The 13,800-nt window shown below is 75.0% G+C and carries 10 protein-coding genes; 7 read left to right on the top strand and 3 right to left on the bottom strand.

Going from position 1 to position 13,800, the window contains the following annotated elements; all coding sequences use genetic code 11:
* The first annotated feature begins 138 nt into the window (after nucleotides 1-138).
* The 7 genes from AC3WXD_RS02280 to AC3WXD_RS02250 all read left to right on the top strand — a co-directional run bounded on the left by AC3WXD_RS02280 (nucleotide 139) and on the right by AC3WXD_RS02250 (nucleotide 8,246).
* A complete protein-coding gene (locus AC3WXD_RS02280) occupies nucleotides 139-1,197 on the top strand; it encodes an ABC transporter substrate-binding protein (protein ID WP_492322941.1) in 1,059 nt (352 codons plus the stop codon).
* On the top strand, nucleotides 1,178-2,212 hold the full coding sequence (locus tag AC3WXD_RS02275) for an ABC transporter permease (protein WP_063922991.1): 1,035 nt from the start codon (nucleotides 1,178-1,180) through the stop codon (nucleotides 2,210-2,212). Before AC3WXD_RS02280 ends, AC3WXD_RS02275 begins: the two co-directional genes overlap by 20 nt.
* The gene (locus AC3WXD_RS02270) at nucleotides 2,206-3,012 is read left to right on the top strand and encodes an ABC transporter ATP-binding protein (protein ID WP_020204940.1); all 807 of its coding nucleotides are present in this window, start codon (nucleotides 2,206-2,208) and stop codon (nucleotides 3,010-3,012) included. Before AC3WXD_RS02275 ends, AC3WXD_RS02270 begins: the two co-directional genes overlap by 7 nt.
* A gap of 42 nt (nucleotides 3,013-3,054) precedes the next feature.
* Nucleotides 3,055-3,984 (top strand): ABC transporter substrate-binding protein, encoded by a 930-nt coding sequence (locus tag AC3WXD_RS02265; RefSeq protein ID WP_492322940.1) that lies wholly within the window; start codon nucleotides 3,055-3,057, stop codon nucleotides 3,982-3,984.
* Between the two features lie 55 nt (nucleotides 3,985-4,039).
* Nucleotides 4,040-5,338 (top strand): acyl-CoA dehydrogenase family protein, encoded by a 1,299-nt coding sequence (locus AC3WXD_RS02260; RefSeq protein ID WP_492322939.1) that lies wholly within the window; start codon nucleotides 4,040-4,042, stop codon nucleotides 5,336-5,338.
* A gap of 7 nt (nucleotides 5,339-5,345) precedes the next feature.
* Complete coding sequence (locus tag AC3WXD_RS02255) at nucleotides 5,346-6,791, top strand: FAD/NAD(P)-binding protein (protein ID WP_492322938.1); 1,446 nt, start codon at nucleotides 5,346-5,348, stop codon at nucleotides 6,789-6,791.
* A 225-nt stretch (nucleotides 6,792-7,016) separates the two neighbouring features.
* Complete coding sequence (locus AC3WXD_RS02250) at nucleotides 7,017-8,246, top strand: GGDEF domain-containing protein (RefSeq protein WP_020204944.1); 1,230 nt, start codon at nucleotides 7,017-7,019, stop codon at nucleotides 8,244-8,246.
* Nucleotides 8,247-8,259: 13 nt separating this feature from the next.
* Here AC3WXD_RS02250 and AC3WXD_RS02245 read toward each other — a convergent pair whose 3' ends face one another.
* Genes AC3WXD_RS02245 through AC3WXD_RS02235 form a run of 3 tightly spaced genes read right to left on the bottom strand, consistent with a single transcriptional unit; the run spans nucleotide 8,260 to nucleotide 13,741 of the window.
* A complete protein-coding gene (locus AC3WXD_RS02245; protein WP_020204945.1) occupies nucleotides 8,260-9,534 on the bottom strand; it encodes a TolC family protein in 1,275 nt (424 codons plus the stop codon).
* Nucleotides 9,531-12,674, bottom strand: coding sequence for an efflux RND transporter permease subunit (locus AC3WXD_RS02240; protein WP_492323350.1), 3,144 nt, complete (start codon nucleotides 12,672-12,674; stop codon nucleotides 9,531-9,533). The genes AC3WXD_RS02245 and AC3WXD_RS02240 overlap by 4 nt, the downstream gene beginning before the upstream one ends.
* Complete coding sequence (locus AC3WXD_RS02235) at nucleotides 12,674-13,741, bottom strand: efflux RND transporter periplasmic adaptor subunit (protein ID WP_020204947.1); 1,068 nt, start codon at nucleotides 13,739-13,741, stop codon at nucleotides 12,674-12,676. The genes AC3WXD_RS02240 and AC3WXD_RS02235 overlap by 1 nt, the downstream gene beginning before the upstream one ends.
* Nucleotides 13,742-13,800 lie beyond the last annotated feature (59 nt).

The raw sequence follows: 13,800 nt of genomic DNA, 5'->3' as shown, positions 1-13,800 counted from the left end.
ACCATTTCTTAGCATGGTGCATGCCGTCGCGGTCCGGCCACCGGTTTGACCACCGATCTGGCCACCCGACTTCCGCCATCCGTCCCCATTCCGCCGCCCGCGCGACCACGCCAGCGGGCAGCCCAACCGAGGAGCGCCATGCATCACCAGCCCGAGCAGCCGTCCGCCATCAACCGTCCCGCCGCGACATCACCGGGCGGCGGCACCCTGAGCCGCCGCGGCTGGCTGAAAGCCGCCGGCACGCTGGCCGTGGCCGGCGGCGTGGCGCCCTTCGTCTGGGCGCCGCGCGCCCGCGCTGCCGGGCCGCTCAAGCCGATCAAGCTGGCCTGGAACGCCAGCTCGGTGTGCTTCGCGCCGGTGGCCGCGGCGATCAAGGAAGACATCTTCCGCAACCACGGCCTCGACGTGGAGCTGATCAACTTCGGCGGCTCCACCGACCAGTTGCTCGAAGCCATCGCCACGCGCAAGGCCGATGCCGGCGTGGGCATGGCGCTGCGCTGGCTCAAGCCGCTCGAGCAGGGCTTCGACGTCAAGCTCACGGCCGCCACGCACGGCGGCTGCATGCGCCTGCTGACCACGCGCAACTCCGGCGTGACCGACCTCAAGAGCCTCAAGGGCAAGACCGTGGCGGTCAGCGACATGGCCAGCCCGGCCAAGAACTTCTTCTCCATCCTGCTGGCCAAGCGCGGCATCGACCCGGTGCGCGACGTGGAATGGCGCCAGTACCCGGCCGACCTGCTCGGTATCGCGCTGGAGAAAGGCGAGGCCCAGGCCGCCGCCGACGGCGACCCGCGCACCTACCTGCTGCGCAAGGAGCGCAGCCTGATCGAGGTGGCCACCAACCTGTCCGACGAATACGCCAACCGCGCCTGCTGCGTGCTGGGCATCCGCGGCAGCCTGATCCGCGAGGACAAGGCCACCGCGGCCGCGCTCACGCATTCGGTGCTGCAGGCGCAGGAATGGACCGTGGCGCACCCCGAGGAAACCGCGCGCCACTTCGCCGAGTTCGCCAAGGTGCCGCAGGCCGACGTGGTGGCCATGCTCAAGAGCCACACCCACGGCCACCACCCCACCGGCGGCGACCTTAAAAAGGAACTGGCGCAATACACGGACGAGCTCAAGCTGGTGTCGGTGATCCGCCCCGGCACCGATTCCACCAAGTTCGCGGACCGCATCTATGCCAACGTACTCAGCTGACGGGCAGCAAGGCACGCCGGAGGCGTTCGACGCCCACGACGACTTCCTCGCCCTGCCCGCGCCGGCGGTGCCACGCGTGTGGCTGGGCGGCGCGCTGGCCGCGGCCGGCTGGCTGGCGGTGGCCGCCACCGTCAGGTTCTGGCCCGAGGCCGAGGACTGGCCGCTCACGCAGGAGACCGCGCAACTGTTCGCCGCGTTCGCCGGGCTGCTGCTGGTGCTGGCCTTCGTGCAGCACCGCCTGGGCCGCGCCGGCGCCGCGCTGCGCCGCGCCGGGCCGTGGCTGGTGGTGCTGGCGCTGCTGACCTTCGTGTGGGAGGTGGTGACCGCCAAGCTCGGCCTGCTGCCAAGGCCTTTCTTCGCGCCGCCGCAGGCGCTGCTCGAAGTGTTCCTGGACGACTACGCCAAGCTGGCCGACGCCGTGGCGCACTCGCTGCGCCTGCTGGCCACCGGCTACCTGCTCGGCGCGCTGGCGGGCTTTCTCACCGGCGTGGCGATCGGCTGGTCCAGCCGCGCCGGCTACTGGGTCCACCCGGTGCTGCGCCTGCTCGGGCCGCTGCCGGCCACGGCCTGGCTGCCGATCGTGTTCTTCGCCTTTCCCAGCAGCGCCAGCGCGGCCACCTTCCTGGTGGCGCTGGCCACGTGGTTCCCGGTCACGGTGCTGACGTGGTCCGGCGTGGCCGCGGTGGACCCGGCCTACTACGACGTGGCGCGCACGCTCGGCGCCCGCGAGCGCTTCCTGGTGCTCAAGGTGGCCGTGCCGGCCGCGCTGCCGAGCGTGTTCGTGGGCCTGTTCATGGGCCTGGGCGCCTCGTTCTCGGTGCTGGTGGTGGCCGAGATGCTGGGCGTCAAGTCGGGCCTGGGCTGGTATCTGCAATGGGCGCAGGGCTGGGCCGCCTACGCCAGCATGTACGGTGCGCTGCTGGTCATGGCGATCCTGTTCTCGGGCCTCATCACGCTGCTGTTCCGCTCGCGCGACCGCCTGCTGGCGTGGCAGAAAGGAGTCGTCAAATGGTAAGCGCCGCCGCTCCCGCCATCGTCACCGAACCGGCCGCCGCCAGCAATGGCGTGCGCCTGACCATCGATCAGGTCAGCCATCATTTCAGCCTGCGCGACCAGGTCCTGCCGGTGCTCAACCGCGTCAGCCTGACCGCCGAGCCGGGCGAGTTCGTGGCCCTGCTCGGCCCCAGCGGCTGCGGCAAGTCCACGCTGCTGCGGCTGGTGGCCGGGCTGGAGCCGCCGCGGCGCGGCACGCTGGCCGTGGACGGCGTGCCGATCACCGGCCCCGACCCGAGCCGCGTGGTGGTGTTCCAGGACCCCACGCTGTACCCGTGGCGCACCGTGTGGGACAACGCCGCGCTCGGGCTGGAAGCGCGCGGCCTGCTCTCCACCCAGCGCCAGCGCGTGGACGACGCGCTCGCGCGCGTGGGCCTGAGCGATTTCGCGCGCGCCTATCCGCGCCAGCTCTCCGGCGGCATGGCGCAGCGCGCCGCGCTGGCGCGCGCGCTGGTCAACGAGCCGCGCCTGCTGATCCTGGACGAGCCGCTCGGCAAGCTCGATTCGCTCACGCGCCTGAGCATGCAGGGCGAGCTGGTCTCGCTGTGGCAGCGTTCGGGCTTCACCGCGCTGCTGGTCACGCACGACGTGGAAGAAGCGCTGCTGCTGGCCACGCGCGTGATCGTGTTCAGCGAGCGCCCCGCGCGCATCACCGCCGAACTCAAGATCGACCGCGCCTACCCGCGCCACCGCGACGACCCCGAACTGATCCGCCTGCGCCGCGAGATCCTCGGCCTGCTCGGGCTGGGCGAAGGATGGTAGGCGCGCCCACGCGACTGCTGCCGGCAAGCGCGCGGAGCCGCCATGCCGGATGAGCTCTGGCACCTGCACGGCGCCTGGTGGCTGGGCGCGGACGTGCTGCCGGGGCGCGCCGCGGCGGCACGTCCGGCAAGCGCCGCGCTCCGGCTTGCCGGCTTCGCCCTCCTCTTCCTCGTGCCGCTGTGGTGGCTGCTGGCCGGCCTGCCGTGGCGCGGCCAGCCGGCGCCCGGCCCGCTGCTGCAACAGGCGCAGGCCCGCGGCGAGCTGGTGGTCGGCGTGCACGCTTATCCGCGCGCCACGCCGCCGGGCCGGCCGCTGGTGCCCGAACCCGATCCCGCCGAGGCCGCGCTCGCCGCCGGACTCGGCCGCGCGCTGGGCGTGCCGGTCAGGCTGCGCCACCTGCCAGCCGACGGCAACGGCGCGCCGCCGGCTGGCCTCGACCTCGCCTTCGGCAACGGCGGTTTTACGCAACCACGCACGCATCCGCACACGCAACCGCGCGCGGCCCAGGTCCGCGCGCCCGCCATCGCGCCCGGCACGCTGCTGACGCTGCGCTTCACGCCGGTGGACCGGCTCGGCGCGCTGGCCGGCAAGACCGCCTGCGTCAGCCAGGACAGCCCCTACCAGGCCGCGCTGGCCCGCGCCGGCGCCACGCTGCGGCGCTATCCGTCGCCATTGCAGACGCTGCTGGCCTTCCGCCGCGGCGATTGCGCGGCGGTGGCGGAAGACGCCGCGCTGGCCGCGCGCGTCATGCGCCTGCCCGAATGGCGCTTCTTCGTCGCCGCGCCGCTGCTGGTGGACGGCGCCGGGGCGCTGCTCGCGCTGCCCCGCGCCGACGCGCAGTCCGCGCGCTGGCTCGAACAATGGCTGGCCGGCCGGCGGCGCGACGGCCTGCTGGCGCGCTGGCGCGACGCCGCCGCCGGCGACGCGGCCTTCAACATGATGCTGGTCGAAAGCGGGCTGATCTGCCACTGAACCGCGCCGGCGCACACACGACACACATGCAGCACCACACCATCCAGGAGCAACAATGAGTTTGTCATCGAGCGGCGCCAGCAGCCGCCAGCGGATCTCCGAGTGGCATCGCGCCAGCGGCTTCGCCGCCGCCGGCCCCGAAGCGGATGCCGCCGCCACGCCGCGCCCCCTGCCCACCGACGACACCCTGCGCCCCCTGCCCACCGACGACACCCTGCGCGCGCTGTCCGCCCGCTTCGCCGCGCGCGCCGCCGCGCACGACCGCGACGCCAGCTTCGCCCACGAGAACATCGCCGAGCTGCACGCGCTCGGCCTGCTCGCGCTCACCGTGCCGCGCGCGCTGGGCGGCGCCGGCGCCGGGCTGGCCGAGGCGCGCCGCGTGATCCACCACGTGGCCATCGGCGATCCGTCCACCGCGCTGGTGCTGGTCATGCAGACGCTCACCCACCGCAGCCTGGCCAACGACACGCAATGGCCGCAGGCCGTGCGCGAGGCCGTGCAGCACAGCGCCGTGGCGCAAGGCGCGCTGATCAACTCGCTGCGCGTGGAGCCGGAGCTGGGCTCGCCCGCGCGCGGCGGCCTGCCGGGCACGGTGGCGCGCCGCCACGGCGACGGCTGGGCGCTGTCCGGCCACAAGATCTACGCCACCGGCATCCCCGCGCTGGGCTGGCTGGCGGTGTGGGGCCGCACCGACGAGCCCAGCCCGCGCACCGGCGTGTTCCTGGTGCCGCGCGACGCGCCCGGCATCACCGTGCTGCCCACCTGGGACCATCTCGGCATGCGCGCCACCAGCAGCCACGAGGTGATCTTCGACAACACCCCGCTGCCGGCCGACCACGCCGTGGACCTGCGCCTGCCCGCCGCCTGGGCCGACCGCGTCGACCCGGCCTGGGCCGCGTGGTCCTCGACGCTGCTCGGCACGCTCTACGACGCCGTGGCGCGCGCCGCGCGCGACTGGTTCGCCGGCTGGCTCAACCTGCGCGCGCCGGGCAGCCTGGGCGCGCCGCTGGCCACGCTGCCGCGCTTCCAGGAAGCGGTAGGCCGCATCGACGCCTGGCTGCTGGCCAACCGCGTGCTGCTCGACCGCTTCAGCGCCGACGCCGACGCGGGCACGCCGGCCAGCGTCACCGACAGCAACCTGCTCAAGCTCAACGTCACCGACAACGCCATCGCCGCGGTGGAACTGGCGCTCAAGCTGGCCGGCAACCCGGCGCTGTCGCGCGGCAACCCGCTCGAGCGCCACTACCGCAACGTGCTGTGCAGCCGCATCCACACCCCGCAGAACGACGCCATCCTGGCGGGCGCGGGCGCGCAGGCCCTGCGGGCCGCCGCCGAGACGCCCGCCGCAGCCTGAGACCACCATGACCCGATTCCGCCCCGCCACCGAACCCGGGCCGCGCCGCATCGCCATCGTCGGCGGCGGCATGGCCGGCACCCTGACCGCCATCCGCCTGCTGCGCGACACCAGCGCGCCGCTGGCCATCCAGCTTTTCGAGCCGCGCGCCGAGGTCGGCCGCGGGCTGGCCTACAGCACGCCCGACCCGGCCCACTACCTGAACGGCCCCGCGCTCAACTTCAGCCTGTTCCCGGAAGCGCTGGACGACTTCACGCACTGGCTGGCGCGCCACGGCCTCGCCGCCGATGCCGGCAATACCTTCGCGCCGCGCCGCGTCTACGGCGACTACCTGCAGGACACGCTGGCGCGCGCGCTGGCCGGCGCCGCCGGGCGCGCCACGCTGGAACACATCCGCACCGAGATCACCGACCTGACCATCGGCGTGCCGCACCGCGTGCGCGGCGCCGACGGCCGCGCGTGGGAGGCCGACCACATCGTGCTGGCCACCGGCGTGCAGTCGGCCCGCCCGGCGCTGGCGCAGGACCCGGCACTGGAAGCCGAGGGCCGCTACGTACCCGATCCGTGGCAGCCCGAGGCGCTGGCCGCGCTGGCCGGCGCGCGCGCCGTCGCGCTGGCCGGCACCAGCCTGACCATGCTCGACGTGGTGGCCACGCTGGAGCGGCTCGGCTTCACCGGCACCTACCATGCGTTCTCGCGGCGCGCGCTGCTGCCGTGGCTGCGCCACGGCGTGGGCCCGTGCGACGACTTCCTCGGCGCCGCCGGGCCGGCGCTGGCCAGCCCCACCGCGCGCGGCGTGGTGCGCCGCGTGCGCGACCAGTGCCGCGCGCTGAGCGCGCAGGGGCTGGACTGGCAGAGCGTGCCGCCCGCGCTACGCGAGCACATCGGCCCGCTGTGGGCCGCCGCCAGCGTGCCGGAGCGCCAGCGCTTCCTGCGCCACGCGCGCCCGTTCTGGGACAACCTGCTGCACCGCGCGGCGCCGCCCACCCATGCCGTGCTCGCCGCGGTGCGTGCGCAGGGCCGGCTGCAGGTCCATGCGGCGCGGGTGACGGGGGTGGAGGACACGGGCGTGGAAAACGCCGGCGGCCGGCTGGCGCTGCGCCTGTCGCGCGCGCTGCCGGCGGTGCCCGCGGTCGACGCGCTGGTCAACTGCACCGGCGCGGAATACGGCTGGCACGCCGGCAACGCGCGGCCGCTGGTGCGCAACCTGCTCGCGCGCGGCATCGTGCGCCCCGCCGCGGCCGGCTCCGGCCTCGATGGCGACGCGCGCGGCACGGTGTTCGACCGCGGCGGGCGCGCCGTGCCCGGCCTGAGCGCCCTGGGCGCGCCGCTGCGCGGCGCGCTGTGGGAGTCCGGCACCATCATCGACGTGCGCAACCAGGCCGCGGCGGTGTCGGCGCGGCTGGCGCAGGAACTCGGGCTGGCGGCCCGGCCCGAGGCCCAGGCCGCCTAGCCGGCGGTGGTGGCGGGGCCATGCGCCGACCCGCCATCGCCCCTATCCGGCGCCCGCGTCCGGGCCGCATCCCATCCAATATCCCGCCTCCACGCGCCACCGGCGACCCCACACCCCACCTGCGTGGGTGAAATGGGGTGCCCGGCATGCGGTATTCTCCGTGGCTTCGCCTGCCCGCCGCGCCCGCGGCCGGCGCGCCCACGCCACCCCGGAGGAACCCGGCCGATGTCCGACCCGATCGCCCTGCTGGCCGTCACGACGCTGCTCAGCGTCATGATGCTGGGCATCGTCTGGTCGCTGCGCCGCTGCGGCCAGCCGGGAGTGACGCTGTGGCTGTACAGCAACCTGACCGCGATGGGCGCGCTGATGCTGTTTACGCTGCGCGGCACCATCCCCGACGTGCTCGGGATCGTGGTGGCCAACGGCGCCCTCGCCTGGGCGCTGGCGCTGTTCTACGCCGGCACGCTGCGCTTTTGCGGGCGCGCGCCGCCGTGGCGGCTGCTGGCGGCCTGCACGCTGGCCGTGGTGGCCGGCATCGTGACGTGGCGCTACGTGTTCCCCGACTTCAACACGCGCGTGGTGATCGTGTCGGCCTTCCATGCGTGGTTCTGCGCCGCCACCGGCGTGGCGCTGGTGCGCGGGCGCCCGCGCGCGCATGCCGCCAGCCACCACCTGGCCACCGCCGGCTTCGCCTTCTTCCTGGCGGCGGCGCACGTGCTGCGCGGCATCCTGTCCGCGCTGTCGGTGATGGACGATCCCGCCACGCTGGTGTCGCCGGGGCTCAACGCGATCTTCCTGGTGCTGGGCGCGATCGCCTGCCCGGCGCTCACGATGGGCGCGGTGCTGATGATCCACGACGCGATGGTGCGCCGGCTGGAAGCCATCGCCAACACCGACTTCCTGACCGGCGTGCTGTCGCGCAAGGCCTTCGAGGACGAAGCCGCGCGCGAACTGGCGCGCGCCGCGCGCGGGGACGGCCCGCCGGTGCTGCTGATCGTCGACATCGACCACTTCAAGCTGGTCAACGACACCTTCGGCCACGCCACCGGCGACGCCGTGCTGGCCGGCTTCGCGCGGCTGGCGGCGGCATCGCTGCGCGCCACCGACCGCATCGGCCGCATCGGCGGCGAGGAGTTCGTGGTGCTGCTGCCGGGCAGCTCGCTGGACGAGGCCGGCCACGCCGCCGAGCGCATCCGCGCGCAGGCCGAGGCCAGCCGCGTGGGCCACGCCGGCGGGCAGGCCGGCGTGGTGCGCTATACCGTGAGCGGCGGCTACGCGGCGTGGCAGCCCGGCGAAACGCTGGCGCAGCTGACCGCGCGCGCCGACACCGCGCTCTACATGGCCAAGCTGTCCGGGCGCAACCGCATGCTGCCGTACACGGCCGGCCACCGCGCGCAGATGGCCGCGGGCGGGCGCAACGGGCGCGACGGGCGCAGCCGCGCGGCGGCGGGCTAGCGCCGCCCGCCGGCTACTCGTCGAAGTCCCACATGCGGTGCAGGTCCAGCCGCAGCCGGCTGTCGGCCTCGAGCGCGTCGACCAGCGCCGTGCGCTCGGCCAGCGTGGTGTCGGCCAGCGTGCGCCGGACCATCAGCAGCTCGCCCAGGCCCGACTCGCCCGCCTTGTACGCGCGCCCGGTGCGCTCGGCAGCGCTGCGCTGCAGCGCCAGCGCCTGCGCCAGCGCCACGGCGGCGGCGCGCTTGCCGGCCAGACCCTGGTACAGCGCATCGAACTCGGCGCCGATGCGGCGCTCCGCCACCAGCCGGCGCTGCGCCGCGGCCTGCGCGTCCGCCGCCGCGGCCAGCGCCGCCGAGCGCCGGTGCGCGGAGCCCAGCGGCATGCTCACGCTCACCCCGGCGATGCGCTCGGCGCCGCCGCGCTCGACCGCGACGAACACGCCCACGGTCGGATCGGGCTTGCGCTCCAGGTCGGCGCGGTACGCCTGCCGCTGGGCCTGCGCTTCCTCGGACAGGGCCAGCCGGAACTCATGGCTGTCCTCCACGTAGTGCGTGCGCAGCGCCTCGGCCGGTTCATCCGGCAAGCCTTGCGGGCCGATGCCGGCCGGCAGGCCGCCGGGCACGCCCAGCCCCGGAAAGCGCGCGCGCAGCGCCGCCTGCGCCACCGCTTCCGCCGCGCGGGCGCTGGCCAGCATGGCGGCAGTGCGGGCGCGCTCGGCCAGCGAGAGCTCGTGGTCCATGCGCGCGGCGTCGCCGGCCTGCACGCGCCGCGCGGTCACGGCGGCCAGTTCCGCGGCGAGGTCGTCGTTGCCCTGGGCCACCAGCCTGGCCTGCTGCGCACGCAGCGCGCCGAACCACAGCGCCAGGATCTGCCGCGAGACCTCGTGGCGCGCATCCATGAGCGCGAGCTGGCCGCTCTGCACGGTGGCGTCCGCCAGCGCGCCGTCGGCCTCGGACTTGCCCCACAGCCGCAGCGGCCGCTCCAGCGTCAGTTGCCCCTCGGCATGCCGCTCGGACGGCGCGCGCGCCTGCCGGCCCTGCCCGGTGGCGCGCACCACGGCCTCGGCGGTGCCGGCGCGGATGCCGGCGGCGCGCGCCTGCGCCGCATCGCGGCCGGCCTCGGCCATGCGCACCTCGGGCGACTGGCCCACCGTGTCGCGCACCGCCGCCTCGGCGGGCAGCACGCCCGCCTCCGCCTGCGGCACGGCCTGCGCCCTCGCGGCGCCGATCATGCCGGCCACGGCGGCGGCCAGCGCCGCGCTCATGGCCCTCTTGCCTGCGCGGTTCATTGCGCCTCTCCTTGTGTCATGGGGTCATGCCGCCCGCGGCGCTGGCGCGTCACGCCAAAGCGCTTGAACAGCAGCGGCAGCAACAGCAGCGTCAATGCCGTGGAACTGACCAGCCCGCCCGAGACCACGATGGCCAGCGGGCGCTGGATCTCCGAGCCGGGGCCGCTGGCCAGCAGCAGCGGGATCATCCCCAGCGCGGTGATGCAGGCGGTCATCAGCACCGGCCGCAGGCGGTCGCGCACGCCGGTGCGCACGGCCTCGTCCACGGGATGCCCGGCTTCGAGCAGCGTGTTGAAATGCGAGACCAGCACCACGCCGTTGAGCACGGCGATGCCGAGCAGCGCGATGAAGCCGACCGAGGCCGGCACCGAGAGGTACTCGCCCGCCGCCCGCAGCGCGGCGATGCCGCCCACCAGCGCGAACGGGATGTTGACGATCACCAGCGCCGCCTGGCGCACCGAGCGGAAGGTCAGCATCAGCAGCAGGAAGATCGCGCCGAGCGCGAGCGGCACCACCACCGCGAGCCGCGCGGCGGCGCGCTGCTGGTTCTCGAACTGCCCGCCCCACACCACCCGCAGCCCTTTGGACATGCCTTGCAGAGCGGGCAGGCCGGCCACCGCGGCGCGCGCCTCCTGCACGAAGCCGGTCAGGTCGCGCCCTTCCACGCTGACCTGGATCACGGCGAAGCGGCCGCCGTCCTCGTGGTTGATGCGCACCGGCCCGTCCACCCGCCGCACCCGCGCCAGCGAGGTGAGCGGCCAGGGCTTGCCGTCCGGCGCCGTCACCTGCAGGGCGGTGAAGCGCTCGGGCGTCTGCCGCAGGCTCTCGCCGCCGCGCAGGATCAGCGGCGTGCGGATGGTGCCCTCGGGCACGATGCCGACGCGCTCGCCCTCCACCTGCGCGCGCAGCAGCGCCTGCAGCGCATCGCCCGAGAACCCGGCGCGGCCCACGGCGGCGCGGTCCAGCGCCAGCGTGAGGTACTGCACGCCCTCGTTGCCCGGCGCGATCACCTCGGCGGCGCCGGGGATCTTGCGCACGCGCGCGGCGATCGCCTGCGCGGCGGCGTCGATCGCGCCGAGCTCGTTGCCGAAGACCTTGATCGCCACATCGCCGCGCGTGCCGGTCAGCATCTCCGAGACGCGCATCTCGATGGGCTGGGTGAAGCCATAGACCACGCCCGGAAAGCGCGCCATCACGGCGCGGATGGCGGCGGCGATGTCGTCCTTGCTGCCGCGCCACTCGCTCTTGGGCCGCAGCACGAGGAAGGTGTCGGTCTCGTTGAGCCCCATCGGGTCGAGGCCCAGGTCGTCGGAGCCGGAGCGCGCGACGATCGAGCGGATCTCCGGCACCTCGGCCAGCAGCGCCCGCTGCACGCGCAGGTCCAGGTCCACCGCGGCGGCCAGCGAGACCGACGGCGCCTTCTGCAGCTGCACGATCAGGTCGCCCTCGTCCATCGTCGGCATGAAGGTCTTGCCCACCGACACATAGAGCGCGGCGGCCAGCGCCAGCGCCACGCCGGCCGCGGCGAACACCGCGCGCGGATGGCGCGCGCTGCCGTCCTGCAGGCGCGCGAAGCCGGCCGCCACCTTGCGCATCAGGTACGGCATCGTGCCCGCGTGCGGGCGCAGCAGCAGCGAGGCCAGCGCCGGCACCACCGTGAAGGCGATCACCACCGAGGACGCCAGCGCCAGCACGATGGTCAGCGCCACCGGCCCGAACAGCTTGCCCTCCAGCCCCTGCAGCGACAGCAGCGGCAGGAACACGATGGCGATGATCGACACCCCGGCCAGCACCGGCGCCGCCACGCTGGCCACGGCGTGGCGGATCACCGCGCCGCGCAGCGCGGGATCGCTCTTGTGGTCGTGCGAGCGCGCCAGCGCCGACTCGATGTTCTCCACCACCACCACCGCCGCGTCCACCAGCATGCCCAGCGCGATCGCCAGGCCGCCCAGGCTCATCAGGTTGGCGGTCAGGCCGACGTAGCGCATCAGCAGGAAGGTCGCCAGCATCGACAGCGGCAGCGTGACCGCCACCACCAGCGCCGCGCGCAGGCCGCCGAGAAACAGGTACAGCGTCACCACCACCAGCAGGCTGGCCTCGACCAGCGCGCGCACCACGGTGCCGGCCGCGCGCGTGACCAGCTCGCCGCGGTTGTAGAACACGCGGGTCGACATGCCCTTCGGCAATTGCGGCGCCAGCTCGTCGAGCCGGGCCTGCACGGCGGCGACCAGCCGGCGCGCGTCGGCGCCGCGCAGGGCCAGCACCAGCCCTTCCACCACCTCGCCGCGGCCGTCCTTGCTGACCGCGCCGTTGCGCGTGGCCACGCCGAGCTGCACGGTGGCCACGTCGCCCACGGTCACGAGCGGCATGCCGCCGCCGGCGTCGCCGCCGCCCGGCGCGGCCACCACGATCTGCCGCAGGTCCGCCACGCCGCGCGCGCCGCCCTCCACGCGCACTACCCAGTTCTCGTCGCCCTGCTCCACGCGGCCCGCGCCGTCGTTGCGGTTGTTGGCGTCGAGCGCCTGGCGCAACTGGTCCAGCGTGACCGCGCGGGCGCGCAGGCGCGCCGGATCGGGAATCACTTCGTAGCTGCGCACCTCGCCGCCGAGCGCGTTGACGTCGGCCACGCCGGGCACCGTGCGCAGGGCCGGGCGGATCACCCAGTCCAGCACGCGGCGGCGCTCGGCCAGCGAGAAGGCGTCGCCCTCCACCGTGAACATGAACATCTCGCCCAGCGGCGTGGTGATCGGCGCCAGCCCGCCGATGGCGCTGGGCGGCAGGTCGCGCGCCAGGCCGGCGAGCCGCTCCGAGACCTGCTGGCGCGCCCAGTAGCTGTCCACGCCTTCCTCGAAGTCGACCGTCACGTCGCTGATGCCGTACTTCGACACCGAGCGCACGATGGTCTTGTGCGGAATGCCCAGCAGTTCCTGCTCGACCGGCGTGGAGACGCGCTGCTCGACCTCCTCCGGCGTCATGCCGGGGATCTTCAGGATGACCTTGACCTGGGTCGGCGAAATGTCCGGGAACGCATCGATCGGCAACTGCAGGTAGGCCCATGCCCCGGCGGCGGCCAGCGCGCACGCGGCAATCAGCACCAGCACCCGCTGGCGCAGGGAAAATTCGATCAGGCCGGCCAGCATCATTCGCCTCCCGCCAGCATGCCCTTGAGCGCGGCCACGCCGGCGACCGCCACCCGGGCGCCGGCCGGCAGCGCGCCGCGCACGGTGGCCGTGGTGTCGTCGGCGGCCTCGACCGCCACGCGCTGGTAGCGCACGCCGGCCGCGGTCGCCACGAACACGCCGGGCGCGCCGCGCCAGTAGGTCAGCGCGCCGGCCGGCACGCGCACGCGGGCGTCGCCGCCGGGCGCGCCGCGCAGGTACACGACCACGTTCACGCTCTCGCCGGCCTGCAGGCTGCCGCGCCGGTCGAGCACGGCCCGCACGCGCACCGCGGCGGTGCCGTCGGCGACCGGCACCACCCCGGCCACGCGCCCGGCCGCGCCGCGCTCGCGCACCTCCACGCGCTCGCCGCCGACCGGCGCCGGCAGGTCGCGGCCGACCAGCAGGTCCAGTTCCAGCGCGGCCGGATCGACGATGCGGAATAGCGGCGCCGCGCCGTCCACGCGCTGGCCCGGCACGGCATTCACCTCGGCGATCAGCCCGGCGCGGCCGGCCACCAGCTGCGGCTCGCCCGCGCCGCCCGCGAACACGATGCCCGCGGCGGCCATCTCGGCCTCGCGCGCGCGCACCGTGGCGGCGGCCTCACCGGCGCGCGCCTGCGTGGCCTGCCAGCGGCTGCCCGCGATGATGCCGTCGTCGTGCAGGCCGCGGTCGCGCGCCAGCGCCTGCCGCGCCAGGCTGGCCTGCGAGCGCGCCTCGGCCAGCGCGCGCCCGGCCTCGAACAGTTGCGGGCTGGCGAAGGCCGCCAGCGGCTGGCCGGCGCGCACCGGCTGGCCGATCGCGACCAGCACGCGTGAGACCATGCCCGCATAGGGCGCGGCCACCACGTACTGCGCGTCGGGCCGCAGCACCACGCGCCCGCTGGCGCCGAGCTCGATCTCGGCCGCGCCGGCGACCGGGGCGAAGCGCACGCCGAGCGACTGCGCCTGGGAGGCCGACAAGGCCAGCGCCTGCGCGCGCGCCATGCCGACGGGAAGCAGCGCCGAGGCGATCAGCGCGCCGGCGCAAAGGAAACGATGGGAAAACATGCCTGACTCCGAAGCAGGATAAGACGCCCCGGCGCGCGGCCGGGCTCGGCCGCGCGCAC

This window comes from Cupriavidus sp. FW216-B1, assembly GCF_058789195.1.
Note: the sequence above shows the minus strand (reverse complement) of the source record. Positions and strands in the feature narration are given on the sequence as shown.

What these genes read in the sequence shown, in the direction of transcription:
- AC3WXD_RS02270 (WP_020204940.1), top strand. Translation starts at nt 2,206, where the DNA reads ATGGTAAGCGCCGCCGCTCCCGCCATCGTCACCGAACCGGCCGCCGCC.
- AC3WXD_RS02240 (WP_492323350.1), bottom strand. Translation starts at nt 12,674, where the DNA reads ATGCTGGCCGGCCTGATCGAATTTTCCCTGCGCCAGCGGGTGCTGGTG.
- AC3WXD_RS02280 (WP_492322941.1), top strand. Translation starts at nt 139, where the DNA reads ATGCATCACCAGCCCGAGCAGCCGTCCGCCATCAACCGTCCCGCCGCG.
- AC3WXD_RS02260 (WP_492322939.1), top strand. Translation starts at nt 4,040, where the DNA reads ATGAGTTTGTCATCGAGCGGCGCCAGCAGCCGCCAGCGGATCTCCGAG.
- AC3WXD_RS02265 (WP_492322940.1), top strand. Translation starts at nt 3,055, where the DNA reads ATGCCGGATGAGCTCTGGCACCTGCACGGCGCCTGGTGGCTGGGCGCG.
- AC3WXD_RS02235 (WP_020204947.1), bottom strand. Translation starts at nt 13,741, where the DNA reads ATGTTTTCCCATCGTTTCCTTTGCGCCGGCGCGCTGATCGCCTCGGCG.
- AC3WXD_RS02275 (WP_063922991.1), top strand. Translation starts at nt 1,178, where the DNA reads ATGCCAACGTACTCAGCTGACGGGCAGCAAGGCACGCCGGAGGCGTTC.
- AC3WXD_RS02255 (WP_492322938.1), top strand. Translation starts at nt 5,346, where the DNA reads ATGACCCGATTCCGCCCCGCCACCGAACCCGGGCCGCGCCGCATCGCC.
- AC3WXD_RS02245 (WP_020204945.1), bottom strand. Translation starts at nt 9,534, where the DNA reads ATGAACCGCGCAGGCAAGAGGGCCATGAGCGCGGCGCTGGCCGCCGCC.
- AC3WXD_RS02250 (WP_020204944.1), top strand. Translation starts at nt 7,017, where the DNA reads ATGTCCGACCCGATCGCCCTGCTGGCCGTCACGACGCTGCTCAGCGTC.